The following is a 24,877-nucleotide window of genomic DNA, read 5'->3' on the forward strand; positions in this document are numbered from 1 at the left end:
AGAGTGGTGCGGAGTACCCCGCCGCGCGGCCTCGCCATCAATTGTGCTGCGGCGTGCTTCCAGAGCGGTCAACGGGCTTTTCGAGAGTCCGGTTCGCCTGTACCTCGCCAGACCCGATCCGTGACGCGCCGACTGCGCCGCACGAGCGCTCGCGGCGCGCACGAACCGTCGACCCGTGCCGCAGCGCTGGAACGCGAAGAGTAGTCCGGTGCGTTGGTCGGGTGCGGGGTTAGAAGGGTGCGGGTTCGGGGTATGGGTGGGGTTCGGGGTGGGGTGTCGGGTCGTTGCTTGGGTGGTCTGGTGTGTTGCTCGGGTGTGGGGGTGGGTTGTGTGGTGGTGGGGTGTGGTGTTGGGGGTGGGTGGTTGCGGTGTGTCCGGTGGGGGTGTGCCAGGTGATGGTGCCGTTGGGGGTGCGGGTGACGCGGAATTTGGTGTGGTGTTTGAGGGTGTGGTCGGTGCGGCAGGTGGGGGCGAGGTTGGTGGTGTTGGTGGGGCCGCCGTGGGTCCAGGGGGTGAGGTGGTCGAGGTCGCTGGTGTGGGCGGGGCGGGTGCAGCCGGGTCGGGTGCAGGTGCCGTAGTGGTGGGTGAGCCAGCGGCGTTGTGCGGTGGTGACGCGGTAGCGGGTGCGGTCTAGGGCGAGTGGGGCGGTGGTGATGGGGTCGGTGATCATGCGGAGGAAGGTGGGGGCGTGGGCGAAGAGGTGGCGGGCGGTGGCGTCGTCGATGGGGCCGTGTCCGTCGAGTTCGGCGGGGACATAGCTGCTGGTGGTGGTGGTGGTGGTGGTGGTGGTGAGGGTGAGGGCGGGGATGGTGATGAGGATCTCGGTGCGCACGGCGGTGGGGGTGTCGTGGCCGGTGAGCCAGGCGGTGGCGGTGTCGGCGCGGAGTTGGTCGAGGGTGCGGGTCTCGTCGGGGTGGCCTGACTGGTGGGTTGCGGTGGCGTCGACGCGGGCGCGGATCGCGGCGGCGTCGATGGCGGTGACGTAGAGGCTGATCCAGGCCATGCCGTCGGGGGCGGGTTCGAGGACCAGGCGCCGTGCGGTGTGCGCGCGTTCGTGGCGGGCTGACGCGGTCGGTGGGGGTTCGAGGCGGGTGCGGAGCCGGCGGGCGCGGGAGCGGAACCTGGTCAGTGGGATGGTGCCGGCCAAGCCCGCGAGGGTGTCGTCGAACTCGGCCAGTGCGGCGGCATGCCGGGCCGCGTCAGGGCCGGTGCGGTTCGGGTCGGTCAGGGTGAGGCCGTCGAGGGTGTCGAGCGCGGCACGCACCTCGGGGTACGCGGCGATGCCGACACGGAAGCGGGCCCAGAGCCTGGGCAGGTGGCGGTGCGCGGTGGCTGCTTCGTGGGCGCGGTTTCGGATCGTCGCGGCGGGCAGCTGGAGCCGCATGGATAGTTCCGCGGCGACTGAGCGGGCGGCGAGTTCCGCGACGGGGATGCCGCCCCGGGACTCCGCATGGTGGGTTTCGGTGTGGACGTACAGCTCGGGGTGCGCGTCGGCGAGGGCGAAGGCCTGCCGGTACGCGTCGAGCTGTGCGGCGTGCATGCGGTTGGATTCCAATAGCGCGTCCTCGGCGGCATCGAGGGTGGCCTGCAGCTCGGCGAACACCGCCCGCGACCCGCCCGCTGCCGACGCCGCCCGCCACCCATCCAACGACGGCCAGTCCGGGTCAGCCCACTCCCCGGGCACACCGCTCACAGCCAGGTCGGCCGGGCCAGCCGGGTCGGCCGGGCCAGCCGGGTCGACGGGATGCTGCGCGCTCATGCACCCAGACTATCGAACACACCTTCGAAACTCGACACCGAAGTGGCGCTGACGCTCCCCCACGCACAGAACCGGGACCCCGGCGCCCGGGTCGGAAGCGTGCTCCGATCGCTGCCGCGCTAGTGCCCCATGCCGAGGCCGCCGTCGACCGGGATGACGGCTCCCGAGATGTATGCGGCATCGTCGGACGCGACCCAGGCGACGACCTTCGCGACCTCGCTCGGCACGGCGAAGCGTCCGGCTGGGATGTTCTTCTTGTACTCGGCCTGCTGCGCCTCGGGGAGCGCATCGGTCATGTCGGTCTCGATGAAGCCCGGTGCGACGACGTTCGCGGTGATGCCGCGCGCGCCGAGCTCACGGGTGAGCGAGCGAGCGATGCCGACGAGGCCGGCCTTCGAAGCCGAGTAGTTGACCTGACCGGCCGAGCCGTAGAGGCCGACGACGCTGGAGATGAGCACGACGCGGCCGAACCGGGCCTTGAGCATCCCCTTCGAGGCGCGCTTCACGACCCGGAATGCCCCGCCGAGGTTCGTGTCGACGACCTGCTCGAAGTCCTCGTCACTCATCCGCATGAGCAGGGTGTCGCGGGTGATCCCCGCGTTCGCGACGACGACCTCGACCGGGCCGAGCTCGGCCTCGATCTCGGTGAAGGCGCGGTCCACTGAGTCGGAGTCCGTGACATCCGCCCGAACCGTGAGCGAACCCGCGGGGCCCTCGCCCGAGCGCGCCGTGACCGCGACCCGATGGCCCTGAGCGAGGAACTCCTCGGCGATCGCGTACCCGATGCCCCGGTTGCCCCCGGTCACCAGCACGGTGCGGCTCGTCGTCATGTCGGCTCCATTTCGAGTCGGAAAAGATGGCGGGCCTCGCTGGAGGCCCGTCCCAGCATAGAACGTCGTCCATTCCCGGCATCCGCTCGGTCGAGACGGACGTAGGCTTGACGGGAGGAGCGCCGTCAGAGCCCGGCGACCACCATGAAGCAGCAGTCGATCACCTCGCTGCCGCCCTCCCCCGATCAGGAGCGGCGCGCGCGCATGCTCAAGTACACGATCGCGATGACGATCCGAGTCGGGTGCATCTTCGCCATGCTCTTCGTGCAGGGCTGGTGGCTCGCCGTCTTCGCCGCGGGGGCGATCTTCCTGCCGTACGTCGCCGTCGTGCTCGCGAACGCGCAGGGCAGCGGTCGGGCTGGGATGATCGTGTCGCCCGGGCGCGCGCTGCCCGCCGCGCCCACCCGACCCGACACGGACGACCAGGGTTCCGACGCGCCCCGGGGAGGCGCCGAATGATCGGCGGACTCGGTGGACTCGGCGGCAGCCCCGCCGGGGCGATCTGCTCGCGAGCCGGCTGCAACGCGGCGGCGGAGTGGCGCGTCGAGTGGAGCAATCCCCGCATCCACACCGACGGACGCACCAAGACCTGGCTCGCCTGCGACGACCACGTCGAGTACTTGCGCGGGTTCGTCGAGGCGCGGAGCTTCCCCGTCGCCGTGAGCCGCTTCGTCGCCCCGGCGGCCGACCTCGGAGGAGAGGAATGAGCCGCTGGCGCTTCCTGATCGCCCCGCGCTGGGCGGGATATCTCGCCCTCGTCATCGTGTTCGCGATCGCCTGCTCAGCCCTCGGCACCTGGCAGCTGAACCGCCGCGCCGAGGCGCTCGCGGAGGTCGCCCGGATCGACGCGAACTACGATGCCGAGCCCGTGCCGCTCACCGAGGCGCTGCCCGAGCTCGACGCGTTCGACGTCGACCAGCGCTGGCAGGTCGTCGAACTCCGCGGCGAGTACCTGGCCGACGACGAGGTGGTGGTGCGCAACCGGCCGTTCTCCGGCACCACCGGCTTCGAGGTCGTGACCCCGTTCCAGCTCGACAACGGCGACGTCTTCATGATCGACCGAGGCTGGGTCGCCCAGAACTCCGACGGCCGCCCGAGCGACGTCCCGGCCCCGCCGAGCGGTGAGGTCGACGTGACCGCCAGGTTGAAAGCCGGCGAGGGCCGGATCGCCGGCCGGACCTCCACCGGGCGCGAGTTCGCGACGATCGATCTCGACGAGCTCGCCGAGCGCGTCGGCGCGCCGAGCTACACGGGCGCGTACGGCATCCTCGTGCAGGACGGGGCGGACGCGGCGGAGCCGCCGCTCGCCGCCCCCCGTCCCGAGCGCGACGAAGGACCCCACCTGTCGTACGCGCTGCAGTGGTACGTCTTCGCGCTCCTCGCCTTCATCGGGCTCGGCTGGGCGGCGAACCAGGAGCGCAAGGCACGCGAAGAGGCCGGTCTCGGCGACATCGAGACGGATGCCTCGCCAGGTGCGGCCCGCACGCAGCACCGCGCGCCCCGGCGGACGCAGCCGGCGAAGCGCGACCACGACGCGGACACCGAGGACGAGATCCTCGACCGCCGTTGACGGGCGGCCTCGCCGGCGCCCGATGCACCGGGCGCCGGGTTCGTGCTCAGGCCAGCTCGATGAGCTCCTGATACTCGGCACTCCAGTGGTCCTCGACGCCGTCGGGCAGGATCAGCACCCGCTCGGGGTTCAGCGCCTCGACCGCGCCCGGATCGTGGGAGACGAGCACGACCGCGCCCTCGAAGTGCGCGAGCGCGTCGAGGATCTCCTCGCGGCTCGCCGGGTCGAGGTTGTTCGTCGGCTCGTCGAGGAGCAGCACGTTGGCACCGGAGACGACGATCATTGCGAGCGCGAGTCGGGTCTTCTCGCCACCGGAGAGCACGCCGGCCGGCTTGTGCACGTCGTCACCGGTGAAGAGGAACGAGCCGAGCACCTTGCGCGCCTCGGTCTCGGTGAGCGCGGGCGAGGAGGACACCATGTTCTCGAGCACGGAGCGCTTCACGTCGATGGTCTCGTGCTCCTGCGCGAAGTAGCCGACCCGCAGGCCGTGGCCCGGCTCCAGCTGCCCGGTGTCGGGCTGATCGACGCCCGCCAGGATGCGCAGCAGCGTGGTCTTGCCGGCACCGTTCAACCCGATGATGACGACCTTCGAGCCCCGGTCGATGGCGAGATCGACGGCGGTGAAGATCTCGAGTGAGCCGTAGCTCTTCGAGAGGTCCGAGGCCTGGAGCGGCGTGCGGCCGCACGCGGCCGGGGTCGGGAAGCGCAGCTTCGCCACGCGATCGACGGCGCGCACCTCCTCGAGCCCAGCGAGCAGCTTGTCCGCACGGGCGACCATCTGGTGGGCTGCGGCCGCCTTGGAGGCCTTCGCGCCGAACCTCGCCGCCTGCAGACGCAGCGCGTCGGACTTCTTCTCGGCGTTCGCGCGTTCCTTCTTACGACGTTCCTCGTCGGCGGCGCGCTGGCGCAGGTAGTGCTTCCAGCCCATGTTGTACACGTCGATGACCGACCGGTTCGCGTCGAGGTAGAACACGCGGTTCACGACCTCGCCGACAAGTTCGACGTCGTGGCTGATCACGATCACGCCGCCGCGGTAGTTCTTCAGGAACTCGCGGAGCCAGACGACGGAATCGGCGTCGAGGTGGTTGGTCGGCTCGTCGAGGATCATCGTCTCGGCGTCGGAGAAGAGGATGCGTGCGAGCTCGATGCGTCGGCGCTGACCGCCGGAGAGGGTCTTCAGCGGCTGGTCGAGGATTCGGTCGGGCAGATTGAGGTTCGACGCGATCGAGGCCGCCTCCGCTTCGGCCGCATACCCGCCGAGCGCGGTGAAGCGGTCGGTCAGCGTGCCGTAGCGCTTCATCGCCTTCTCGGCGACGGCGGGCTCGTCGGAGCCCATCTGCTCGGAGGCCTCGCGCATGCCGAGCACGAGCGTGCCGAGCCCGCGGGCATCGAGGATGCGGGTGCGGGCGAGCATCTCGGGGTCGCCCGAACGCGGGTCCTGCGGGAGGTAGCCGATCTCACCGGAGCGGTCGATGCGGCCGCCGGTCGGCAGGGTCTCCCCCGCGAGCGTCTTCGTGAGGGTGGTCTTGCCGGCGCCGTTGCGGCCGACGAGGCCGATCTTGTCGCCCGGGCTCACCCGGAACGAGACGTTCTCCATGAGCAGCCGGGCGCCGACGCGGATCTCGAGATCGGTGACGGCGAGCACGGCGGGGCCTCCTGGAGGGCTGGGGATCGTGTACCGAGTGGCACAGCCTCCCAGTCTATCGCGGTTGCGGACGGTGCGTCGTCGCGCGGCGTCGGTGGGCTCGGGCAGACTCTCGGCATGACGACTTCCCCGGCGGCGGATGCCGCCACCGCCGCCGTTCGTGCGACGAGGCTCGCCGCCCAGGGACTCGACGATGGGTTCGGAACCCCGGCCGAAGCGCTCGAGCGGCTCGTCTGTGTGCAGGCGCAAGACCTCGCCGCGGCGAAGTGGGCGCTCGGGGCGCGCATCCCGGGCAGCGACGAGGCGATGATCGACGGAGCCATCGACCGCGCCGAGCTGCTCCGATCCTGGCCGATGCGCGGCACCCTGCACTTCGTCGCGCCGGAGCTGTACCGACCGATCCTCCGCCTGACGGCGGAGCGCGTGCTCCAGCGTGCGACGACGATCCACCGGCGAGAGGGGCTCGACGACGACGTCGCAGTGCGGGCGCGGGCCGTGGCGGTTGCCGAGCTGGAGGGCGGGCGGTCTGCCACGCGCGAGCAGTTGCAGGCGGCGTGGGAGCGCGCCGGCATCCCGATCGAAGGGCAGCGCGGCTACCACCTGCTGTGGCGGCTCGCGAACGAAGGGCTGCTCTGCTGCGGGCCGATCGAGACGCGCGCGCGACAGCGCTTCGCGCTGCTCGACGAGTGGTCGCCGGCCGCGCCCGGCCCGGCCGTCGACGACGAGGAGGCGCTCGCCCGGTTCTTCGTGGGCTACGCGCGCGGCCATGGTCCGGTTTCGGTGCGCGACTTCGCCTGGTGGGGCGGACTCACGATGGCGCAGGCACGGACCGGGCTCGCCGCGGCAGGCGACGAGGTGGCCGCGTTCGATGCGGAACGCTACGTGGCAGCGGATGCCGCACCGGCACCCGCTGCGCCGACGGGACGCCTGGTGCTCGCGCCGTTCGATGAGTACTTCCTCGGCTACGGCGATCGTTCGGCGTTCTGCTCGGAGGCCGATGCGCTGCGGGTCGTCCCCGGCAAGAACGGCCTGTTCCTGCCGCTTCTGGTGGCAGACGGCGAGGTCGTCGGCACCTGGAAGCGCCGCCCGCCGCGACGCGGCGGAGTCGGCATCGACGTCACGGCGTTCGATGCGATGCCGCCGCTCGACGAGTTCCGCCCCGCATTCGAGCGGTGGGCGGCGTTCTGGTCGCTGACGCTCAACGAGGTCGCTCCGGTCTGAGGCGGGCGACGGGCCGGCGGACGCCGCTCCCCCGACGCGACGAAGGGCCGGGCGCTCGCAGCGCCCAGCCCCTCGGCTTCGCGTCGGGGACTACTGCGCGAGCTGCGCCTGCAGCTCCAGGGTGATCGTCACCTGGTCGCCGAGGAGCACGCCGCCGGTCTCGAGCGCCGCGTTGTAGTGCAGGCCGAAGTCCTCGCGGTTGATCACGGCCTTGGCGGTCGCGCCGGCCTTGTAGTTGCCGTACGGGTCGCCGCCGAAGCCGCCGAAGTCGAAGTCGAAGGTGACGGGCTTCGTGATGCCGCGGATGGTGAGGTCGCCGTCGACCTTGAAGTCGCCGCCTTCGACGCGGACGCCGGTGGAGACGAAGTCGATCGTCGGGTAGGTCTCGGCCTCGAAGAAGTCGCCGGTGCGCAGGTGCGCGTCGCGGTTCGGCTCGTTCGTCGACACGGAGGCGACCTCGGCCGAGGCGGTGACGCTCGAGTCGAGCGGGTTCTCGGCGGTCACGAAGGTGGCGTCGAAGCGCTCGAACTTACCCTTCACCTTGCTGATCATGAGGTGGCGGATCTGGAAGCCGACCTCGCTGTGCGCGGGGTCGATGGTCCAGGAACCGGCGCGGTAGCCGGGGATGTCGATGGTCGGTGCGGTCGTCGTCATGTGGGTGGTCTCCGATGTCGATTCGTCGGGGCCGGTCGGCCCGCTTCGATGACAACGCATGGAATCCCGAGATGTATTCCGATGCATAGGAAAATTTTCGGAGAACGCGTGACGACCGGACGGATGGCTGCCCTCAGCCCGCCGCGAGCTCGCGGCGCAGCGTGAGCACCCGGAGCGCCGCGTCGTCGAGGCGCGCCTCCGGGATGCGGCCGTCGCGCACCGCGGCGGTGATCGACTCGGTCAGGCCATCGACCGAGATGCCGAACTCCGACGGATCCTCGGGCAGCACGTAGAGCAGCAGGTCCGCGCCGGAGGCGACCGCGCGCACCGCGTTCTCCCCCGGGTCCTGGTACTCCGGGAGCCCGTTGTGCTGCAGCATGAGCAGGTCGTCGGTCACGATGACGCCGTCGAATCCGAGCTCCTCCCGCAGGACCCGGTGCCATTCCGCCGACAGCGACGCGGGCGCGGCATCGACCGCGGGGAAGACGAGATGGCCCGTCATCACGAGTTCGGCGCCGGCGTCGATGCCGGCCTGGAACGGCGGCGCGGCGATCTCCCGCCACCGGGCGAGATCGAGGGGGCTCGTCGGCAGGCTCTCGTGCGAGTCGCCCGGGGCCTGGCCGTGACCGGGGAAGTGCTTGAGCGTCGAGGCCACCAGGCCCTGCTCCCCCTGCACCGCCCCGGCGACGAGCGGAGCGGCAGTCGCGGCATCCGTGCCGAGCACTCGGCTGAAGATGAACGAGTCGGGGTCGTCGGTGACGTCCGCGACGATGCCGAAGTTGACGTCGACGCCCGCGGCGGCGAGCATCTCGGCCCGAGAGCGGAACGCGGCGGTCGCGTCGGTGGCCGGACCGCCGCGCAATGCGTCGGCACCCGGCGCCGGGTCCCACGGCACGCGTTGCACGTCGCCGCCCTCCTCGTCGATGCCGATGAGGGTGCGCGCTTCGGGGTCGGACTGCGCCGCGGCCGTGAGGGCGGCGAGGGCTGCCGCATCGTCGGGGATATTGTCGCCCATCAGGATGAGGCCGCCGATGCCCTGGTCGGCGAACGCGCGGAGCGGCGCGGGGTCGGTGCCCGGGGCATGGAGCATGAGGAGCGACGTGGCCTTCTGCTCGAGCGTCAGGGTCTCGAGGCGCTCCTGCGCCCACTCGGCCGCGGTCGGCGGCGAGGGCACGGCGGATGTCGCGGGGGGCGAAGATGCCGAGGGAGGCGCGGAGGGTGCCGGAGCCGCGCTGCAGGCGGAGACGGCCAGCACGCCGATGGCGAGCGCGGCGACCAGCCCGACGCGAGAGCTCTGCATGGCCATCCAGTCTACGGGGCGTGTCCCGAGCGGCGGGGCGGAGGGCCGCGGGTAGACTCGCCGCGCCGACGACCGCGGAGGTGGAGTTTCTGATGCGTTCTCGCCGCACCCTCCTTCGCGGCGCCGCCGCCGCTGGCGCCCTGGCGCTGAGCGCCGTCTTCGCCGTCGCGGGCCCGAGCGCGGCGTCGGCCGCCGAGTACCCGAGCTGGGACGAGGTCGAGGCGGCGAAGTCGGATGTCGCGACCCGCACCGCCGAGGCGGAGCGCATCGACGCCCTCGTCGCCTCCTTGCAGGCCGAGTCCGGTCGGCTCGGCGATGCAGCCGTCGCCGCAGCCGCCGCTTCCGCCGCGGCGGACACCGCACTCCAGGAGGCCACCGACCGCGCCGCCGAGCTGGCGACGTCGGCCGGCGCAGCGACCCGCACGGCGGACGAGACGGCGGCGCAGTTCGGCCGCGCCGCTGTGCTGCTCTCCCGGTCGGGCTCGACGAACAGCCTGCTCGCCCTGCTGGGCGAGAGCGCCAACCCCGGCGCGAGCGACGATCCGAGCCGCACGCTGATGGCGCTCTCGCGCACCGAACGACTCGCCGACCTCTCCTCCGGGATCGCCGCGGCCGCGTCCTCGGCGAAAGCGAGCGCCGAGGCGCTCAGCGCTCAGGCCGCCGTCGCCGAGGAGGAACGCGTGCGCCGGGCGGACGCCGCCCGCAGCACGGCGGAGGCGGCCGAGGAGGCGCACGCCCAAGCCGAAGCGGATGTCGCCGCGCAGCAGGCGACGCTCGACACGATGTACGCGCAGCTCGCGAGCCTCCGCGATCGCTCCGTCGAGTTGGAGCGCCGGTATCAGATCGGCGTCGACGCCCAGCGCGAGGCCGATGCGCGGGCCGCTGCCGAAGCCGAGGCGAACGGCGGGATGACCCCCGCTCCCCCGCCCGGCGTCGTCGTCGACCCCGACGGTGCGAAGGCGTACGCGCGGCAGGCCGTCGCGCGGTACGGCTGGGGCGACGGGGAGTATCAGTGCCTGGTGCGGCTCTGGACACGGGAGTCCAGTTGGCGCGCCGACGCGTACAACGCGTCCAGCGGTGCCTACGGCATCCCGCAATCGCTCCCCGGCAGCAAGATGGCCTCGGCGGGCGCGGACTGGCGCACCAACCCGGCGACGCAGATCGAGTGGGGTCTGGCGTACATCTCCGGGCGCTACGGCGCCCCATGCGGGGCCTGGGCGCACTCCGAAGCGGTGAACTGGTACTGATCGACCCGGCTCGCGCCCCGTGCGGTGGGCCGGCACTCAGGCGGCGAGCGCCACACTGGTGGGGTGACGACGAGCGAGCAGGCGATCTTCCGGAGGCGGGCGGGCGACGCCTCCCTCCTCGCCGGTGGGGCTGCGGCGATCCTGCTCCAACTCGCTGATCCGCGCGTCGCAGCGGGGGTGGCCGCGCACAACGACTTCGTCAACCGACCGTTCGACCGATTGCTCGGCACGCTCGATTATCTCTACGCCGTCGGGTTCGGCCCGCCCGAGCTGGCGGAGCGGATGGCCCGCCTCGTCGACGCGCGCCATCGCCCGGTGCACGGTCGCGCCGCCCCTGACGGTGCACGGTACAGCGCCTTCGACCCGGACGCCCAGCGCTGGGTGGCCGCGACGATCACCGCGGTCACGCTCCAGCTGCACGAACGCCTGGTCGGGCCCCTCCCGGCCGCCGACGGCGACCTCATCGTCCGCCGGCTCGGCGCGCTCGGCGGTCGGCTGCAGGCGACGAACGCCGGCTGGCCCGACGGACGCGCCGAGTTCGACGAGTGGTGGGCCGAACGGTGCGCCCGCCTCGAAGTGGGCGACGATGCGCGACTGATCGCCCGCGCGCTCCTCGACGGCGCCGCGCTGCCGCGCGCGCTCCGCGTGCTGATGCCGCCGATCCGGCTGATGACGGCGGCGCTCCTTCCCGAGGAGCTGCGGCGGGGCTACGGCCTGTCGTCGGCGCCGCGGGTGCTGCGCGCGGGCGCGGCATGGCTCGGCGCCGTGGCGGTCGCGAGGCGTCTGCTCCCCCGCGTCGTGCGGGAGCTCCCGCTCCGGTGCGCACTCCGGCGAGCCGCACGGGCCACCGAGTACGCTGGCCCTCAAGGACGATGAAGACCCTGCAGGAGCCATGACCACCCACCAGCCGCACCGCGAACCGCTCGACGATATCGATCGGCGGATCGTCGCCGAGCTCAGTCAGGACGGCCGGCTGTCGGTGCGCACGCTCGCCGAGCGGGTGCACGTGTCGCGCACGGCCGCGCACAATCGGCTGCAGGCGCTGCAGCGGCGCGGCGTCATCAGCGGGTTCGGTGCTCAGATCGACCGGAAGGCGATCGGGCTCGAGATCTCCGCACTCGTCGTGGTCCGCATCGGCGACGTCCCCTGGGAGCAGATCGTCGAGCAGCTCGCCACCCTCCCGTTCGTCGAGAAGGTGCAGGCGGTGTCCGGAGACATCGACATCATCCTCACGGTCAGTGCCCCCGACCACGAGCAGCTCAGCCAGGCCATCCTCCGGGACATCCACGACATGCCCGGGGTCGTCTCGACGCGCTCGCATCTGATCCTCGCCGAGATCGAGGGCCGACCGCCCGCGCAGTCCCTGGACATTTGGCGCAGCTGACCCACATTCTGAGGGACGCGTGTCATCCGTTCCGGCTGCCGAGAGCCGTTCGTTCCTCCTTCGCCGACACGAGCGCTCAGGCCGGGAAAGCTGCTCCACGATGGCGTCATGAGCCTCAACGTCGAGCTACCGCCCACGCGCACCCTCCCGCCCGAGAAGCCCCTCCGGTTGCTCGACAATGCCGGACACGCGGTCACGGGTCGCGACACGGGCGGGTTCGCGCTCCCGGAGCTCGACACGCTCGTCGAGCTCTATCGGCGGATGGTCGTCGCCCGCCGCTTCGACGTGCAGGTCACCGCGCTCACCCGTCAAGGCCGCCTGGCGACCTACCCCTCGGCACTCGGTCAAGAGGCGTGCGAGATCGGCGCCGTCTCCGCGCTCGACGCCGAGGACTGGCTCTTCCCCACGTACCGCGAGAGCATCGCGCTGCTCACCCGGGGCATCGACCCCGCTGAGATCCTCGTCGCCTTCCGTGGCGACTGGCACAACGGCTACGACCAGCGCGCGCACCGCACCGCGGCGCAGGCGACCCCGCTCGCGACGCAGGCTCTGCACGCGGTGGGACTCGCCCACGCCGCCCGCCTCCGGCACGACCCCATCGCGACGCTGACCTTCCTCGGCGACGGTGCGACGAGCGAGGGCGACGCGCACGAGGCGTTCAACTTCGCCGCCGTGTGGCAGACCCCCACCGTCTTCTTCGTGCAGAACAACCAGTACGCCATCAGCGTGCCCCTCGCCCGCCAGACGCGCGCACGTACCCTCGCCGACAAGGCCGTCGGCTACGGCATGCCCGGATATCACGTCGACGGCAACGACGTCGCCGCGGTCTACGCCGTGACGCGCGCCGCCGTCGAACGTGCCCGAGCGGGCCACGGGCCGACGTTCATCGAGGGCGTGACCTACCGCGTCGAGTCGCACACGAACTCGGACGACCCGACGAGATACCGTCAGGCACGCGAGGTCGAGCACTGGAAACGGCGCGATCCGATCGAGCGGCTCGAGAAGTACCTGGTGTCCGAAGGTGCACTGGGCGACGAACTGCGCGCGGAGATCGCCGAGGCCGCCGACGGCCTGGCAGCACGCACTCGCGAGGCCATGTCGGCCGAGCCGCACGTGTCGCCGCTCGAACTCTTCGACCACGTCTACGCGGCGCCGCGACGACAGCTCGCCGAACAGCGCGAGCGACTCGCGGCCGAGCTCGAGGCGAGCGGAGGCGTGCGATGAGCGCGCTCGCCGAAGCGGCCCCCGCACCGGAGCCCCTCGCGGCCCCCAAGCCGGTCACCATGGCGGCGGCGCTCAATCGGGCGCTCCGCGACGCGATGGCCGAAGACGACCGCGTCGTCGTCTACGGCGAGGACGTCGGCCCGCTCGGCGGGGTGTTCCGGGTGACCGACGGCCTGCAGGCCGACTTCGGCGAGGAACGAATCTGGGACTCGCCCCTCGCGGAGGCCGGCATCGTCGGCACCGCGGTGGGAATGGCGATGTACGGCCTGCGGCCGGTCGTCGAGATGCAGTTCGACGCCTTCAGCTACCCCGCGTTCGAGCAGATCGTCTCCCACGTCGCGAAGATGCGGAACCGCACCAAGGGGCGCCTCCCGCTGCCCATGGTCATCCGCATCCCCTGTGCCGGGGCGATCGGCGGCGTCGAGCACCACTCCGACTCCTCGGAGGCGTACTGGACCGCGACGCCCGGCCTCACCGTCGTGACTCCGTCGAATCCCGCGGACGCGTACTCCATGCTGCGCGAGGCGATCGCGAGCGACGACCCGGTGGTCTTCATGGAGCCGAAGAGCCGCTACTGGGCCAAGGCGGAGCTGGCGCTGCCGGTCGAGACCGCCCCGATGGACCGTGCGCTGGTCCTGCGGGAAGGGACCGACGTCACCCTGCTCGCCTACGGTCCGACGGTGACGACCGCGCTGGATGCCGCGACCGCGGCCGCCGAGGAGGGGCTCTCGATCGAGGTCGTCGACCTGCGAAGCCTCTCGCCCTTCGACGACGAGACGGTGGGGCGCTCCGTGCGGAAGACCTCGCGTGCCGCCGTCATCCACGAAGCGGCGCAGTTCGGCGGCTACGGCGCCGAGGTCGCGGCCCGGGTCACCGAGCGGAACTTCCACTGGCTTGCGGAGCCGGTGCTGCGGATCGCGGGGTTCGACATCCCGTACCCCTCACCGAAGCTCGAGGCGTTCCACCTGCCGACCGCCGACCGCGTGCTGCAGGCGCTCGCCGCGTGGGACTGGGACCTCGCATGAGCCGGGAGTTCCTGCTGCCCGACCTCGGCGAGGGCCTGAGCGAGGCGGAGATCGTCGCCTGGCTCGTCGCGCCGGGCGACACGGTCGCGATCGACCAACCCGTGGTCGAACTCGAGTCGGCGAAGTCGGTCGTGCAGCTGCCGTGCCCGTTCGCGGGCGTCGTCAGCCGCCTCGGCGGCGAGGTCGGCGAGGTGCTCCACGAGGGTGCGGTGCTGCTCGCGCTCGAGCCGGTCGGCGCCTCGGCGGACTCGCCCGCCGAGGAGCTCCCGACGCGCACCGACGGGGCGTCGTCTGCCGCCGGCGCCGGCGCCACGCCCGCGGGCGACCGCTCGTCGGATGGTGCGTCGGGCGCCGTCCTGGTCGGCTACGGCACGACCTCCACCGCGGCGTCGGCCCGGCCGGCTGGAGCCCCGGCACGGTTCGGCCGCCGTGGCGCCGAACGGCCGGCCGGGGCTCCGAGGCCGCGACTCGACCCGACGCGCCGCTCGCCCGTGATCTCGCCGATCGTGCGCCGGATCGCACGCCAGAACGGGTTCGACGCGAGCCGGCTCGAGGGGACGGGCCCCGACCATCTCGTGCTCCGCCGGGACGTGGAGGCGTACCTGGCGCTGGAGACCGGCCACTCCACCGCTGCCGCTGCCGGGGCCGAGTCCACGGCCGCTGCCGTCCGACCATCCGAGGATGAGCGCATCCCGCTCGACCGGATGCGGCGTGCCGCGGCGGCCCAGTTCACGCGGTCCCGCCGCGAGATCCCCGAGGCCACCGTCTGGATGGACGTGGACGCGACACGGCTCGTCGAGGCTCGCCACGAGCTGCGCGACGCGACGGGAGAACGCTTCGGCCTGACCGCGCTGATCGCCCGTTTCGCGATCGCGGGGCTCGCGCGCCATCCCATCCTGAACTCGAGCTTCGACGCGGAGCGCGAGGAGATCGTGCGCCACCGCGCCGTGCACCTCGGCGTCGCGACCCAGAGCGCTCGCGGCCTCGTCGTGCCGGTGATCGCCGACGCGGGCGCGCTGCCGCTGCGCGCCCTCCGCGACACGATCGCCGCCGTTCCCGAGGAGCTCGACGCCGGGCGGGCGCGCCTGCGGGGCGGGACCTTCACGCTGAACAACTACGGGGCCCTCGGCGTCGACGGCTCAGCCGCGATCATCAATCATCCGGAGGCCGCCATGCTCGGTGTCGGCCGATTCCTCGAACGGGCGTGGGTGATCGACGGTGCGATCGTTCCGCGAACGGTGACCGAGCTGACGCTCAGCTTCGACCACCGGGTCTGCGACGGGGCGGAGGCCGCCGCGTTCCTGACGTTCGTGGCGGAGTGCATCGAACGGCCGATGCGGCTGCTCGCCGAGCTCTGAGACGCGCGGCTCGCCCGCCGGGTCAGAAGAACCGGGTCAGAAGAACCGGGTCAGAAGAACTCGTCGGGCGTGCCCGCGGCGCGTTCGACGTCGCTCGTGTCGCGGCCGGCGTCGCGGAGCTTCGCGACGGCGACGCGGAGGCCGGACTCCATCTGAGCGGCCCAGGCATCGGATTCTCGGGCGCTCGTCTCAGCTGCGCGTGCGCGCGCTTCGGCGGCCTCGGCGGCGTCACGCGCGTCAGCGACCTGCTTCAGGGCGAGCGAGATGCCGTAGTACGCGGCGACCATCGTCGCGATCGGCGCGGCGATGATCGCCAGCGCGCTGATCGCGGCGCCGTTCGGGGCGAAGGCGACGAGGAGGGCGAAGGCGAGGAAGAGCGCGACGATCGCGGCGAGCACCACGAACATGAATCGGAGATCGCGGCCCCACGGACCGCGAGCGGCCGGGCGGGCCGACTCCGTGCGGTCGAGCGGGGCGGCCGGAACGCCGGGGGCGACGGGATCGATCGTGGACGAGGCGGGTGTGTGCTCGGACATCGTTTCCTCCTGGCCGACGGGCGATACGTCCCCCATTCTGGGGTGGGCTGCCGACGTCGGTCAAGGCGGTGGGGGGTCCGTGCCCCCTGAACTGGCTACGTTTCGCGCTTTCGCCGGCCCTGCTCCATCCGACAGAATCGGAGACAGATGGGAACTCGTTCGGGGGCGAGAGGCTGAGAGTACCCGCTCGAAGCTGACGTCGTACCGCGCATGCCTGAGGCGCGGACGCCCGTGTTCATCGACCGTTCGGTCGGCGAATGCAGGCGTCCAACCCTCGGATCAGTCACCGTTCGCCTCACGGCGACCGCTGTGAGGCTGTGCATGCACGGAAGGACACGCGGTATGAAACCCACTGTCGTCGCCCTGTTCATCCTCGCCGGCGCACTCGTGCCCGGCATCGCGGCCCAGGCCGCCCAGCCCGCGGCCGCGCCAGCGGTCGCGGTGCACGCGGCGGGCTTCGGCGACAACCCGGTGACGAACGTCTCCGGGTACCGTGCGAGCGCACAAGCCGATCACGACGCCCGTCTCGAAGCGGCCCGCGCCGCTGCGGCGGCGAAGGCTGCAGCCGATGCTGCGGCGGCGCAGGCTGCGGCCGACGCTGCTGCGGCTGAAGCCGCGGCCGCCGCCGTCTTCGAGGAGGCTGACGACGCCTCCTGGTCAGACGAGGGTTCGTGGTCGGGTGGCTCCACCGAGGAGGCCGCACCCGCGGCCGCCCCGGCGCCTGCTGAGGCTGCACCCCAGCCGACGTCGCCACGTCCGGACAACAACGCCTGCGGACCCTGCTCCGCGGAGACGTTGGAATGGATCGTGTACGACGGCGTCGGCTACTGGGCGTGCCCCTGAGCGAGCGACCCGAACCGCTCCACACCGTGGGCCCGGCGACCTCGGTCGCCGGGCCCACGGCTTTTCCGGCCGTTCATCCGCGACCGAAGAGCTTGGCGAAGAACCCGCCGCCGGACTCCGCCGGCTCGTGCGCGCCGTCGCACCACTGGCCGGCGGGAACCCGGCGCTTCACGTCGGCGATGTGCTGGCCGCATCCGGACCAGGTCGTCTTGCCGCACCGTCGGCAGGTGGTCGGTGAACACATGGCAGTTCCTCTCGTTCGTCCCGGATACCCCCGGGGTATGGCCTACACTGTACACAGTGGAACTGCGGTGCAGGTGCGTCGCAGGAGAGGAGCGGGAACGTGCGAGTGATCGTGATCGGTGGCGTGGCGGGCGGGATGTCCGCGGCGACGAGGCTCAGGCGGCTCGACGAGTCGGCCGAGATCACCGTGCTCGAGCGAGGCGGGTATGTCTCCTACGCCAACTGCGGACTGCCCTACTACATCGGCGGGGAGATCGAGGATCGCGGCGAGCTGCTCCTGCACACCCCGGAGTCGCTGCGTGCTCGGTTCCGCCTCGACGTCCGCACCCGGCACGAGGCGAGGTCGATCGATCTCGCCGCACGACGCGTCGAGGTGATCGACCACCGCACCGATGCGCTGATCGAGTTGGAGTACGACGTTCTGGTCCTCGCTGCGGGCGCGGCGGCCAACCCGATCCACGCGGACGGCATCCCCGTGCACACGCTTCGCACGATCGACGACATCGACGCCATCGATGCGATCCTCGGCTCCGACGATGACGGTCCGGCGCTCGTCGTGGGCGGGGGCTACATCGGCGTCGAGGCCGCCGAGAACCTCACGCGACGCGGCGTGTCCACGACGCTGGTGCATCGCGGCCCGCACCTGCTCGCCACGCTCGATCCAGAACTCGCCGTGCTCGTCGAGCACGAGCTGCGCGCGCACGGGGTCGACCTCCGGACCTCGACCGAGATCCAGTCGGCGACGGGCGGCGAGGTGCAGCTGAGCGATGGTGGCGCCGTGCGCCCGCGACTCATCGTCAACGCGAGCGGCGCGACGCCCAACACGGCCCTCGCCCGTGCTGCCGGCCTCCGACTCGGCGCGAGCGGCGGCATCGCCGTCGACGGACAGAATCGCACGAGCGATCGGCACGTCTACGCCGTCGGCGACGGTGTGGAGAAGATCGGGCCCGACGGCGCGCACGCCATCGTCGCGATGGCGGGGCTCGCGAACCGGCACGGGCGCACCACGGCCGATGTGATCGCCGGCCGCGAGGATGAGAACTCCCCCGCGCTCGGTACGGCGGTCGTGCGCGCCTTCGGGCTCACGGCCGCCTCGGTCGGCTGGTCCGAACAGCGACTGCGACGCGCCGGGCGCCCGTACCGTGCCGTGCACACGCATCCGATGTCTCACGCCGGGTACTTCCCGGGTGCCGACCGGATGGCGCTGAAGCTGCTCATCGACCCGGTCGACGATGCCATCCTCGGCGCCCAGGCCGTGGGTGGCGCAGGGGTCGACAAGCGCATCGACGTGCTCTCCGTCGCGATGGCCGGCGGCATCACGGCCTCGGGGCTCGCCCGCCTCGAGCTCGCGTACGCGCCGCAGTACGGCCAGGCGAAGGACCCGATCAATCAGCTCGGGTACGTCGCCGACAACGTCCGAACGGGCGCGACGGCCACGGTGCAATGGCACGAGCTCGAGGCGCTGCAGCGCGACGGTGCCACGGTCGTCGATGTCCGCAGCGATGTTGAGCGCGCCGCCGGCGCGATCCCGGGCGCGCTCGGCATCCCGCTCGACGAACTCCGTGAGCGGCTCGACGAGCTGTCCAGCGCGCCGGTGGTGGTCTACTGCCAGGTGGGTCAGCGCGGCCACACCGCCGCGCGCCTCCTGGTCCAGCGCGGCATCGACGCGCGGAACCTCGACGGCGGCTACCGCACCTGGTCGGCCGGACGCGAAGCGTCGGTCGCCGCACCCGAGATGATGGAGGCACGATGACGATGACGAAGACGCACGAATCGACGCAGCCGGCCGACCGCCTGGTCGCCAACCGGCTGAAGCGCGCGCAGGGGCAGCTCGCCGGGGTGATCGAAGCGGTCGAGTCCGGTGCCGACTGCCGCGAGGTCGTGCAGCGGCTCTCCGCGGTCGTCGGCGCGCTCGATCGCGCCGGCTTCCTGATCATCTCGCACGCCATGCAGGACTGCCTGAGCGAAGACGACGCGAGCACGGGAGTGCCCGCCGGCGACGGTGATGACGGCCGGAAGCTGAGCCTCGACGAGGTCGAGAAGCTCTTCCTCTCGCTCGCCTGAGGGCAAGCGGCCGGCCCGGTCTAGTCTGCGGGCCGGCCGGCCGCGAGCCACCCGGCGAGTCCACGCAGCCCAGTGCTCCACCGCCCGAGATCGGTGACCTCCGGATGCGCCGTGATCACCTCGAGCAGCTCGGCCACGGCGCCGTCCGCGTCGGCGGCCTCCAACCGCGTGAGTGCGGAGAACACCCGCACCGAATCCGACGCTGGGAACTCCCGGCGCGCGCGGTCGAGCACCTCCCGCGAGGCGTCGAGCTCCCCGAGCCAGCGCAGGGTGCTGCCGTACTGGCAGAGGCAGCGGCGCAGCGGCTCCCCCTCGAGGCCGAGCGCGAGCGCCCGCTCGTAGTGTTCGCGGGCGACGGCCTCCTCGCCCGCAGTGTCGTAGGCGCCGCCGAGCTCGTAGACGAGCACCGGGTGGTCCGGATGCGCGGCGAGCAGCTCGGCGAAGTATCGGATCGTCGGGGCCATGTCGTTGCGATCTCGACGTTCGTAGCCGAGATGGACCGCCGCCTCGAGTTCCGGGGTGAGCTCGGTCGACATCTCGTCTCCTTCGGGTGCGCCGGGTGCCGCCCGTGCGGCGACTGCCGGCGGCCATCCTACGGCGCGGAGGCGGCCTGAGCCGCCGAGCGCTACGCGCTGGAGGGATCCGTGTCAACCGCCGGATCGCGCGAGCTCCCTCGTGCGAGAGTGACTGATCGGCCCGCCCCGGGACGGCCGACGACGGGAGCGAGCAGATGACCACCACGCCATCCACCGCAGCGGGCGCTGGGACGCACGATGCCGCCCGGCAGGCCGTCGTGCTCGTCAGCTCGGTGCTCGCCATCGTCGCAGCGTTCCTCGGCTCCGGGGTGATCGTCGGCACTCCGATCCAGGACGCGGCCGGCGGATACCTGGACGCCGACTCGACCCTGGTCGCTCCGGGAACCGGGGCGTTCCGGATCTGGAGCCTCATCTACTTCGGCATGCTCGCCTACGCGATCTGGCAGGCATTGCCCGCCCAGCGGCACGACGCCCGCCAGCGACGCCTCGGCTGGTGGGTCACCGGCTCGCTGCTGCTGAACGCCGTCTGGATCTTCAGCGTCCAGCTCGATCTGCTGTGGCTCAGCCTGCCGGTGATCGCCGTGCTGCTCGCCGTGCTCTCTCGGGTCTTCGTGCTGCTGCGCGAGCGCCCGCCGAAGGACCGCGTCGAGGCCGTGGTCGCGGATGGCTCGCTCGGGCTGTACCTCGGCTGGGTGGTCGTCGCCACCCCGGCGAACGCGGCGGCCGTGCTCACCGCCACCGGATTCGACGGCTTCGGGCTCGCTCCCGAGATCTGGGCGGCGGTCGTCCTTTCGCTGGCCGCCGTGGTCGGGGTCGCCTTGGCCCTCTGGGGCGGCGGCCGCATCGCTCCGACGCTGTCGCTGTGCTGGGGCCTCTGCTGGGTGGCGGTCGCCCGGATGACGGACGAGCCCCGGTCCGAGTCCACGGCGGTCGTGGCGCTGCTCGCCGCGGCAGCGGTGCTCGCGGTCACCGCCTTCGCGCGGATCCGCAGCGGACGGCGCGCGGTGGTCTGAACGCGGCGCCCGCCTGCCAGGATGGAGCCACGGGCCCTCGCCCGAGCCAGCCGCCCCACCGGAAGGATCCGACCCGTGAGCTCGAATCGCCCGGAGCATGCCGAGCCGTTGGACCTCGCACCGCTGACCGACCCGGCCGCACGTTCGACGGCGGCCACTCACGCGCGTCGACAGGAACAGGACCACGATCCCACCGCGGGTGCCTCCTGGTTCGGCGTCGGCTGCGCGCTGGCGGTCGTGGCCGTCCTCGGTGTTCCGACTGCCGCCCTGTTCGGCATCCTGGCGTTCGAGCACGGCTTCGGCTGGGCGATCGCCGCGATCGTCGTCGCGCTCGCCACCGTCGGGATCTTCGTGCGGGTGCTTCGTTCGGCGTCTCGCGAGCGCCGATCAGCGCCGGTGCGGCGCTCCCGACTCGAGCGATTCGCCGCAGCCAACGGCCTCGACTACGAGCCGAACGTCGAGGACCCGGCGCACGCGGGTCAGCTCTTCACCCTCGGGCGGGATCGGGTCGCGCACGACGTGATCAGGTGGCCGGAGGGCCGGCTCGAGGTCGCGAACCTCCAGTACGTGACGGAGGGGTATCGCGGCATCCGCTCCGTCTCGGAGTGGGGTTACGTCACGGCGCCCCTCGGCGGCACCGGTCCGGAGCTGCTGCTCGTCGGCCGCACGACGGCGGGCGCGTTCGGTGCGGGCCTCACCTCCGCGTTCGACGCCAGAACGCCGACCCGGCTCGACGCACCGGACGGCGATCGATTCGAGCTCTGGGCGTGGCCGCGAGACCTCGACTCCGCGCGCCGGGTCGTCGACGGTGCGCTGCTCTCCGCGCTCGCTGTGCACGCAGCGGGTCTCGAGATCGTCGGCGGTCGGATCCTCCTGTTCGCGCACCGCCCGCTGAGCACGGTCGATCCGACCACCTGGAGGTGGATTCTCATGACGATCGCCATGATCCAGGAGCGGGTCGCCGCGCTCGGACCCCGCGGGCACGCTGACGCGCCGGGGGCGGGCGAATGATGGAGTCGTCGATCGCTCGGTTCACCTGGACCATCTGGCCGTGGATGAACTGGCTCGTTCCGGCGTTCGTCTGCCTGCACGGGCTGTTCGGCAACGGCGGCTGGGAAAGCCTAGTGCTGATTCCGGCTTCCGTGGTCCTCGTCCCCGGGACGGCACTGCTGGGCGCCCTCCCCCGCTTCCTCCTCCGGAGGCAGGGGGTTCGGCAAGTCCCGCTCTCGATCGTTCCACTCCTCTTCCTCGTCTGGTGGGGATGGTTCTGCGTCGGCGCCGCGATGCCGGGGGCCACGGACAGCGCGCCGTTGCCGTCGATCCTCAACGCGATGACGGGTGAGCGCCTGCCGTCCGTCATCGAGACCGCGCTCATGTTCGGGGGCGCAGCGGTGGCGGTGGCCTCCTGGCTCGCCATCCTCACCATCGTGCTGATGCGCACGCCGCGGCCGCGAACCGATGATCCGGCGCCCGAGCGGGGGCAGCGCGCGGGCGTGGTCGTCGCCTGGGCCGCCGCCTTCGTCATCCCGGCCGTGCTCGCGGCGAGCTGCGTGGCCGGAGTCCAGCTCCAGTCCTCCGCCGTGGACGCGGACGGAGACACCGCCGCGGTGGTCGAAGCGCGGGACCGCGCCACCCGCGACGAGCTCGACCGTCAACGATACGAGACGACGCAGCGCGCGCTGTCCGAGGTTCGCACGCTCATCGCGCCGAGCGATTGGACCGGTGCGGAGGCCCGCGCTACCTCGTCCCGTCAGTGCCCGTGGATGACGGCCGCGACGGCCTGCTACGCGCTCGACGTGCGTTTCGTCCATGAGGTCTCCGGCCCACCCGACTTCAGCGCACTCGCCCGCTCGCTCACCAGCGCCGGCTGGGAGACGGGCGAGCCCGTCGTCGACGAGTGGGGCGCCACCGAGCTCGAGGTGCGAAGCCCGGACGGCGTAGCGGTCACCGTTCGGCACTCGCGGGTGCGAACCGGGGAGCAGTTCGTCAACGTGTCGGCGACGAGTCCGAGCTGGTGGGGAGCGAGCTTCGAGGTGGTGCTGCAGACCTCGGACACCGATCCCGACGTCCGCTACGCGGCCTCGGACTACCCGGCGGTCTGAGCGCGCCTGCGCGGTCGGTCGGAGACGAGAAAACCCCGACACGAGAAAGCCCCGACACGAGAAAACCCCCGGACTTCAGCAGAAGTCCGGGGGTGATGGTGGATCTGAGGGGACTCGAACCCCTGACCCCCTGCATGCCATGCAGGTGCGCTACCAGCTGCGCCACAGACCCGTTGGGACTCTCGCCCCTCGGTGCTCCCGCTCTCGCGGCAACAGATTCAGATTACACCACCTTCGGCGCGCTCGCGAATCCGAGCGGGCCTCACTCCCCCGCTGCGGGGGCGCCGGGCGCGTGCGGCACGAGATCGGCCACGGGGATGGCCGGGCAGTCGAGCCAGAGCCGCTCGAGGCCGTAGTACATCCGCTCCTCACCGTGGAAGACGTGCACGACGAGGTCGCCGAAATCGATGAGCACCCAGCGTCCACCGTCACGGCCCTCGCGGCGGAGCGTGCGGGAACCGGCCTCGAGCAGGGCGTCCTCGATGCCCTCGGAGATCGCGACCACGTTGCGCTCGGAGGATCCGGTGACGAGCAGGAAGACATCGGTGAAGGGCGACTGCTCCGACACGTCGAGTGCGACGAAGTCCTCACCGCCCTTGGCGTCCGCCGCACGGACGGCGACGGCCAGAAGATCGTGGGCGTGTTGAGAAGCGGTCATGCGCTCGCTTTCGAAGCAGTGATGGGACGGATGGACATGGTCGGCTCAGAACAGCCTGAAGACCGCGCCGATGACCAGAGTGGCGACGACGCCGAGCGCGAGGACGCCCGCGGTGATGGCGAGCACGAGCGGCACGCTCGCGCCGTCCTTCTTGGGCGGAGCCATCATCTGCTTGGAGGTCGTCTGCGTGCTGATCGCCTTGGTCGCGGAGACCGGGGCGACGCCCGCGGTCGCGGCGTCCTCGACGTGATCGAGGAGCCGGTCGATGTCGGACGAGTCGACCTGGCTCGGGTGCACGCCGGTCGCGCCGTAGCTGCGGGGCAGGTCGATCGAGCCGGTGACGATGACGTCGTCACCCGCGGCGGCCGGCGGCATGATCGTCGCGCCGTCGGGCAGCGACGGCAGGATGAGCGCGTTCGTCGTGGTGGGGACGCCCCTGGAGACGCCACCACGGCTCAGCAACTGATCGAACGGTTCCGCCTGATCTTCGTCATCGGCGGCCATCTGGAGGCTCCAATGGCCCGTATTGGCCGCCGGCTCGACGGGCGCGTCGTCCTGGCGCGGGGTCGGCACGGGATCGGCCTTCGGTGCCTTCGTCGGCGCAGGCGCCTTCGTCGGCGCAGGCGTGTTCGTCGGCGCGGCGGCGGGGCGTGCGGGCGCCGGGTCGTCGATCGCCTCCGCGTCGTCGACCTCGTCGAGCTGATGGGTGTCGAGCATGGCCCGGAGTTCACGGCGGGTCAGGGTGCGTTCCGGGGTCTTGCGGGCCGACTCCGGCCCGCCGGCGGGCCGCGGTGCGGCCGGGCTCGCCCCGCCCGCGGCATCCCGGCTCGGCGGCGGGGCGAATGCGCTCGGCGCGGTCTGCACCACCCGCTGCGGCGGAGCGGGCACGGCCGCCTGCGTCGGAGCGGGGCGTTCCTGCGGCGCATCCGACGCGATCGGTCCGGATGCCGCGGCGGCGGGCTCCGCATCGGCGGCGCGCTCGGCGCCCCCGGCGGCCTGCTCCTGCAGCCGTCGCTCGCGCTCGCGCGCCTCGCGCCGGGTCAGCGGCGGTTCCTGCGACGTCATTCGACACTCCGATACAGATGGTGCTTCGAGATGTACTGCACGACACCGTCGGGCACCAGATACCACACCGGGAATCCCCGGTTGACTCGGTCTCGGCAGTCGGTCGAGGAGATCGACAGGGCCGGAACCTCCAACAAGCTTACGTCCTGCGCCGGGAGGTCGCTCACGGAGAGCACATGCCCGGGTCGCGTGACCGCGACGAAATGAGCGAGCTCCCAGAGCTCCGAGACGTCCTTCCACGAGAGGATCTGCGCGATCGCGTCGGCCCCGGAGATGAAGAACAGATCGGCGTCGGGGCGTTGCGCCCGGATGTCCCGGAGGGTGTCGATCGTGTAGGTCGGCTTGCCCCGGTCGAGGTCGACCCGGCTCACGGTGAACCGCGGATTCGAGGCGGTCGCGACCACCGTCATGAGATAGCGGTGCTCGGCCGGCGTGACCACGGTCTTGTAGGTCGGCTCCCCCGTCGGGACGAACACGACCTCGTCGAGATCGAACGACTGGGCGACCTCGCTCGCCGCCACCAGGTGTCCGTGGTGGATCGGGTCGAAGGTTCCGCCCATGACCCCCACTCTGGGGCGGCGATCACCGCTCATCGGTGCG

Annotated in this window: 27 protein-coding genes and 1 tRNA gene; 16 read left to right on the forward strand and 12 right to left on the reverse strand. The window is 71.9% G+C overall.

Annotated elements, in window-relative coordinates:
* Positions 1 to 229 precede the first annotated feature (229 nt).
* Positions 230 to 1,759 carry an HNH endonuclease signature motif containing protein gene (locus M3147_RS06555; protein ID WP_251202676.1) on the reverse strand — a complete coding sequence of 510 codons (1,530 nt, stop codon included), beginning with the start codon at positions 1,757 to 1,759 and terminating at the stop codon, positions 230 to 232.
* 119 nt (positions 1,760 to 1,878) lie between these two features.
* On the reverse strand, positions 1,879 to 2,589 hold the full coding sequence (locus M3147_RS06560) for a beta-ketoacyl-ACP reductase (protein ID WP_251202677.1): 711 nt from the start codon (positions 2,587 to 2,589) through the stop codon (positions 1,879 to 1,881).
* 144 nt (positions 2,590 to 2,733) lie between these two features.
* Between M3147_RS06560 and M3147_RS06565 the strand changes: the two genes are divergently transcribed.
* From M3147_RS06565 to M3147_RS06575, 3 genes are read left to right on the forward strand one after another with little or no spacing between them, the layout of a single operon-like run.
* Entirely contained in the window at positions 2,734 to 3,048 is a 315-nt protein-coding gene (locus M3147_RS06565; protein ID WP_251202678.1) for a DUF3099 domain-containing protein, read from the forward strand.
* Positions 3,045 to 3,296 carry a hypothetical protein gene (locus M3147_RS06570; RefSeq protein ID WP_251202679.1) on the forward strand — a complete coding sequence of 84 codons (252 nt, stop codon included), beginning with the start codon at positions 3,045 to 3,047 and terminating at the stop codon, positions 3,294 to 3,296. The genes M3147_RS06565 and M3147_RS06570 overlap by 4 nt, the downstream gene beginning before the upstream one ends.
* Positions 3,293 to 4,159 carry an SURF1 family cytochrome oxidase biogenesis protein gene (locus M3147_RS06575; protein ID WP_251202680.1) on the forward strand — a complete coding sequence of 289 codons (867 nt, stop codon included), beginning with the start codon at positions 3,293 to 3,295 and terminating at the stop codon, positions 4,157 to 4,159. The genes M3147_RS06570 and M3147_RS06575 overlap by 4 nt, the downstream gene beginning before the upstream one ends.
* 46 nt (positions 4,160 to 4,205) lie before the next feature.
* Here M3147_RS06575 and M3147_RS06580 read toward each other — a convergent pair whose 3' ends face one another.
* Positions 4,206 to 5,804 carry an ABC-F family ATP-binding cassette domain-containing protein gene (locus tag M3147_RS06580; protein WP_251202681.1) on the reverse strand — a complete coding sequence of 533 codons (1,599 nt, stop codon included), beginning with the start codon at positions 5,802 to 5,804 and terminating at the stop codon, positions 4,206 to 4,208.
* Positions 5,805 to 5,921: 117 nt separating this feature from the next.
* On the opposite strand from M3147_RS06580, the gene M3147_RS06585 reads away from it, so the two are divergent.
* Positions 5,922 to 7,025: a winged helix DNA-binding domain-containing protein gene (locus M3147_RS06585; protein ID WP_251202682.1), complete on the forward strand. Its 1,104-nt coding sequence runs from the start codon at positions 5,922 to 5,924 to the stop codon at positions 7,023 to 7,025.
* 90 nt (positions 7,026 to 7,115) lie between these two features.
* Here M3147_RS06585 and M3147_RS06590 read toward each other — a convergent pair whose 3' ends face one another.
* The gene (locus tag M3147_RS06590; protein ID WP_189084997.1) at positions 7,116 to 7,679 is read right to left on the reverse strand and encodes a YceI family protein; all 564 of its coding nucleotides are present in this window, start codon (positions 7,677 to 7,679) and stop codon (positions 7,116 to 7,118) included.
* Positions 7,680 to 7,812: 133 nt separating this feature from the next.
* Positions 7,813 to 8,979 (reverse strand): glycoside hydrolase family 3 N-terminal domain-containing protein, encoded by a 1,167-nt coding sequence (locus M3147_RS06595; RefSeq protein ID WP_251202683.1) that lies wholly within the window; start codon positions 8,977 to 8,979, stop codon positions 7,813 to 7,815.
* Positions 8,980 to 9,071: 92 nt separating this feature from the next.
* Here M3147_RS06595 and M3147_RS06600 point away from each other — a divergent pair, with 92 nt between their 5' ends.
* The 6 genes from M3147_RS06600 (at position 9,072) to M3147_RS06625 (ending at position 15,217) form a co-directional block, all read left to right on the forward strand.
* The gene (locus tag M3147_RS06600; RefSeq protein ID WP_251202684.1) at positions 9,072 to 10,226 is read left to right on the forward strand and encodes a hypothetical protein; all 1,155 of its coding nucleotides are present in this window, start codon (positions 9,072 to 9,074) and stop codon (positions 10,224 to 10,226) included.
* Positions 10,227 to 10,289: 63 nt separating this feature from the next.
* Positions 10,290 to 11,102 (forward strand): oxygenase MpaB family protein, encoded by an 813-nt coding sequence (locus M3147_RS06605; RefSeq protein WP_251202685.1) that lies wholly within the window; start codon positions 10,290 to 10,292, stop codon positions 11,100 to 11,102.
* Between the two features lie 16 nt (positions 11,103 to 11,118).
* Positions 11,119 to 11,610: an Lrp/AsnC family transcriptional regulator gene (locus M3147_RS06610; protein WP_251202686.1), complete on the forward strand. Its 492-nt coding sequence runs from the start codon at positions 11,119 to 11,121 to the stop codon at positions 11,608 to 11,610.
* Between the two features lie 108 nt (positions 11,611 to 11,718).
* Positions 11,719 to 12,834, forward strand: a complete 1,116-nt coding sequence (gene pdhA, locus M3147_RS06615; protein WP_251202687.1) for a pyruvate dehydrogenase (acetyl-transferring) E1 component subunit alpha — start codon at positions 11,719 to 11,721, stop codon at positions 12,832 to 12,834.
* Positions 12,831 to 13,859 carry an alpha-ketoacid dehydrogenase subunit beta gene (locus M3147_RS06620; RefSeq protein ID WP_251202688.1) on the forward strand — a complete coding sequence of 343 codons (1,029 nt, stop codon included), beginning with the start codon at positions 12,831 to 12,833 and terminating at the stop codon, positions 13,857 to 13,859. Before pdhA ends, M3147_RS06620 begins: the two co-directional genes overlap by 4 nt.
* Positions 13,856 to 15,217, forward strand: a complete 1,362-nt coding sequence (locus M3147_RS06625) for a dihydrolipoamide acetyltransferase family protein (RefSeq protein ID WP_251202689.1) — start codon at positions 13,856 to 13,858, stop codon at positions 15,215 to 15,217. The genes M3147_RS06620 and M3147_RS06625 overlap by 4 nt, the downstream gene beginning before the upstream one ends.
* Before the next feature lie 50 nt (positions 15,218 to 15,267).
* Here M3147_RS06625 and M3147_RS06630 read toward each other — a convergent pair whose 3' ends face one another.
* Positions 15,268 to 15,753 carry a hypothetical protein gene (locus M3147_RS06630; protein WP_251202690.1) on the reverse strand — a complete coding sequence of 162 codons (486 nt, stop codon included), beginning with the start codon at positions 15,751 to 15,753 and terminating at the stop codon, positions 15,268 to 15,270.
* Between the two features lie 342 nt (positions 15,754 to 16,095).
* On the opposite strand from M3147_RS06630, the gene M3147_RS06635 reads away from it, so the two are divergent.
* Complete coding sequence (locus M3147_RS06635; RefSeq protein ID WP_251202691.1) at positions 16,096 to 16,596, forward strand: hypothetical protein; 501 nt, start codon at positions 16,096 to 16,098, stop codon at positions 16,594 to 16,596.
* A gap of 73 nt (positions 16,597 to 16,669) precedes the next feature.
* Here M3147_RS06635 and M3147_RS06640 read toward each other — a convergent pair whose 3' ends face one another.
* The gene (locus tag M3147_RS06640) at positions 16,670 to 16,840 is read right to left on the reverse strand and encodes a hypothetical protein (protein ID WP_251202692.1); all 171 of its coding nucleotides are present in this window, start codon (positions 16,838 to 16,840) and stop codon (positions 16,670 to 16,672) included.
* Between the two features lie 99 nt (positions 16,841 to 16,939).
* Between M3147_RS06640 and M3147_RS06645 the strand changes: the two genes are divergently transcribed.
* Together M3147_RS06645 and M3147_RS06650 are read left to right on the forward strand one after the other, a co-directional pair.
* A complete protein-coding gene (locus M3147_RS06645) occupies positions 16,940 to 18,592 on the forward strand; it encodes an FAD-dependent oxidoreductase (protein ID WP_251202693.1) in 1,653 nt (550 codons plus the stop codon).
* Positions 18,589 to 18,903: a metal-sensitive transcriptional regulator gene (locus M3147_RS06650; protein ID WP_251202694.1), complete on the forward strand. Its 315-nt coding sequence runs from the start codon at positions 18,589 to 18,591 to the stop codon at positions 18,901 to 18,903. The genes M3147_RS06645 and M3147_RS06650 overlap by 4 nt, the downstream gene beginning before the upstream one ends.
* A 20-nt stretch (positions 18,904 to 18,923) precedes the next feature.
* On the opposite strand, the gene M3147_RS06655 is transcribed toward M3147_RS06650, so the two are convergent.
* Positions 18,924 to 19,439 carry a tetratricopeptide repeat protein gene (locus tag M3147_RS06655; RefSeq protein WP_251202695.1) on the reverse strand — a complete coding sequence of 172 codons (516 nt, stop codon included), beginning with the start codon at positions 19,437 to 19,439 and terminating at the stop codon, positions 18,924 to 18,926.
* Between the two features lie 194 nt (positions 19,440 to 19,633).
* On the opposite strand from M3147_RS06655, the gene M3147_RS06660 reads away from it, so the two are divergent.
* The 3 genes from M3147_RS06660 (at position 19,634) to M3147_RS06670 (ending at position 22,554) form a co-directional block, all read left to right on the forward strand.
* A complete protein-coding gene (locus tag M3147_RS06660; protein WP_251202696.1) occupies positions 19,634 to 20,452 on the forward strand; it encodes a TspO/MBR family protein in 819 nt (272 codons plus the stop codon).
* Positions 20,453 to 20,527: 75 nt separating this feature from the next.
* Positions 20,528 to 21,463 carry a hypothetical protein gene (locus M3147_RS06665; RefSeq protein ID WP_251202697.1) on the forward strand — a complete coding sequence of 312 codons (936 nt, stop codon included), beginning with the start codon at positions 20,528 to 20,530 and terminating at the stop codon, positions 21,461 to 21,463.
* Positions 21,464 to 21,507: 44 nt separating this feature from the next.
* Positions 21,508 to 22,554 carry a hypothetical protein gene (locus tag M3147_RS06670; protein ID WP_251202698.1) on the forward strand — a complete coding sequence of 349 codons (1,047 nt, stop codon included), beginning with the start codon at positions 21,508 to 21,510 and terminating at the stop codon, positions 22,552 to 22,554.
* 96 nt (positions 22,555 to 22,650) lie between these two features.
* Here the strand turns inward: M3147_RS06670 and M3147_RS06675 are convergent.
* The 4 genes from M3147_RS06675 to nadD all read right to left on the reverse strand — a co-directional run bounded on the left by M3147_RS06675 (position 22,651) and on the right by nadD (position 24,870).
* Positions 22,651 to 22,726, reverse strand: a tRNA-Ala gene (locus tag M3147_RS06675).
* Between the two features lie 90 nt (positions 22,727 to 22,816).
* Positions 22,817 to 23,212: a ribosome silencing factor gene (gene rsfS / locus M3147_RS06680; protein WP_251202699.1), complete on the reverse strand. Its 396-nt coding sequence runs from the start codon at positions 23,210 to 23,212 to the stop codon at positions 22,817 to 22,819.
* A 45-nt stretch (positions 23,213 to 23,257) separates the two neighbouring features.
* Positions 23,258 to 24,277 (reverse strand): hypothetical protein, encoded by a 1,020-nt coding sequence (locus M3147_RS06685; protein ID WP_251202700.1) that lies wholly within the window; start codon positions 24,275 to 24,277, stop codon positions 23,258 to 23,260.
* Entirely contained in the window at positions 24,274 to 24,870 is a 597-nt protein-coding gene (nadD, locus tag M3147_RS06690) for a nicotinate-nucleotide adenylyltransferase (RefSeq protein ID WP_251202701.1), read from the reverse strand. Before nadD ends, M3147_RS06685 begins: the two co-directional genes overlap by 4 nt.
* Positions 24,871 to 24,877 lie beyond the last annotated feature (7 nt).

Source organism: Agromyces mediolanus (assembly GCF_023715325.1).
In the GTDB taxonomy this organism is placed as follows: domain Bacteria; phylum Actinomycetota; class Actinomycetes; order Actinomycetales; family Microbacteriaceae; genus Agromyces; species Agromyces mediolanus_A.

Excerpts from the sequence above, each read along its gene's own strand:
- M3147_RS06620 (WP_251202688.1), top strand. The coding sequence starts at position 12,831 with ATGAGCGCGCTCGCCGAAGCGGCCCCCGCACCGGAGCCCCTCGCGGCC.
- M3147_RS06630 (WP_251202690.1), bottom strand. The coding sequence starts at position 15,753 with ATGTCCGAGCACACACCCGCCTCGTCCACGATCGATCCCGTCGCCCCC.
- M3147_RS06650 (WP_251202694.1), top strand. The coding sequence starts at position 18,589 with ATGACGATGACGAAGACGCACGAATCGACGCAGCCGGCCGACCGCCTG.
- M3147_RS06600 (WP_251202684.1), top strand. The coding sequence starts at position 9,072 with ATGCGTTCTCGCCGCACCCTCCTTCGCGGCGCCGCCGCCGCTGGCGCC.
- M3147_RS06670 (WP_251202698.1), top strand. The coding sequence starts at position 21,508 with ATGAACTGGCTCGTTCCGGCGTTCGTCTGCCTGCACGGGCTGTTCGGC.
- M3147_RS06640 (WP_251202692.1), bottom strand. The coding sequence starts at position 16,840 with ATGTGTTCACCGACCACCTGCCGACGGTGCGGCAAGACGACCTGGTCC.
- M3147_RS06655 (WP_251202695.1), bottom strand. The coding sequence starts at position 19,439 with ATGTCGACCGAGCTCACCCCGGAACTCGAGGCGGCGGTCCATCTCGGC.
- M3147_RS06585 (WP_251202682.1), top strand. The coding sequence starts at position 5,922 with ATGACGACTTCCCCGGCGGCGGATGCCGCCACCGCCGCCGTTCGTGCG.
- rsfS (WP_251202699.1), bottom strand. The coding sequence starts at position 23,212 with ATGACCGCTTCTCAACACGCCCACGATCTTCTGGCCGTCGCCGTCCGT.
- M3147_RS06575 (WP_251202680.1), top strand. The coding sequence starts at position 3,293 with ATGAGCCGCTGGCGCTTCCTGATCGCCCCGCGCTGGGCGGGATATCTC.
- M3147_RS06565 (WP_251202678.1), top strand. The coding sequence starts at position 2,734 with ATGAAGCAGCAGTCGATCACCTCGCTGCCGCCCTCCCCCGATCAGGAG.
- M3147_RS06560 (WP_251202677.1), bottom strand. The coding sequence starts at position 2,589 with ATGACGACGAGCCGCACCGTGCTGGTGACCGGGGGCAACCGGGGCATC.
- M3147_RS06570 (WP_251202679.1), top strand. The coding sequence starts at position 3,045 with ATGATCGGCGGACTCGGTGGACTCGGCGGCAGCCCCGCCGGGGCGATC.
- M3147_RS06610 (WP_251202686.1), top strand. The coding sequence starts at position 11,119 with ATGACCACCCACCAGCCGCACCGCGAACCGCTCGACGATATCGATCGG.
- M3147_RS06635 (WP_251202691.1), top strand. The coding sequence starts at position 16,096 with ATGAAACCCACTGTCGTCGCCCTGTTCATCCTCGCCGGCGCACTCGTG.
- nadD (WP_251202701.1), bottom strand. The coding sequence starts at position 24,870 with ATGAGCGGTGATCGCCGCCCCAGAGTGGGGGTCATGGGCGGAACCTTC.
- M3147_RS06685 (WP_251202700.1), bottom strand. The coding sequence starts at position 24,277 with ATGACGTCGCAGGAACCGCCGCTGACCCGGCGCGAGGCGCGCGAGCGC.
- M3147_RS06660 (WP_251202696.1), top strand. The coding sequence starts at position 19,634 with ATGACCACCACGCCATCCACCGCAGCGGGCGCTGGGACGCACGATGCC.
- M3147_RS06590 (WP_189084997.1), bottom strand. The coding sequence starts at position 7,679 with ATGACGACGACCGCACCGACCATCGACATCCCCGGCTACCGCGCCGGT.
- M3147_RS06555 (WP_251202676.1), bottom strand. The coding sequence starts at position 1,759 with ATGAGCGCGCAGCATCCCGTCGACCCGGCTGGCCCGGCCGACCCGGCT.
- M3147_RS06595 (WP_251202683.1), bottom strand. The coding sequence starts at position 8,979 with ATGCAGAGCTCTCGCGTCGGGCTGGTCGCCGCGCTCGCCATCGGCGTG.
- M3147_RS06625 (WP_251202689.1), top strand. The coding sequence starts at position 13,856 with ATGAGCCGGGAGTTCCTGCTGCCCGACCTCGGCGAGGGCCTGAGCGAG.
- pdhA (WP_251202687.1), top strand. The coding sequence starts at position 11,719 with ATGAGCCTCAACGTCGAGCTACCGCCCACGCGCACCCTCCCGCCCGAG.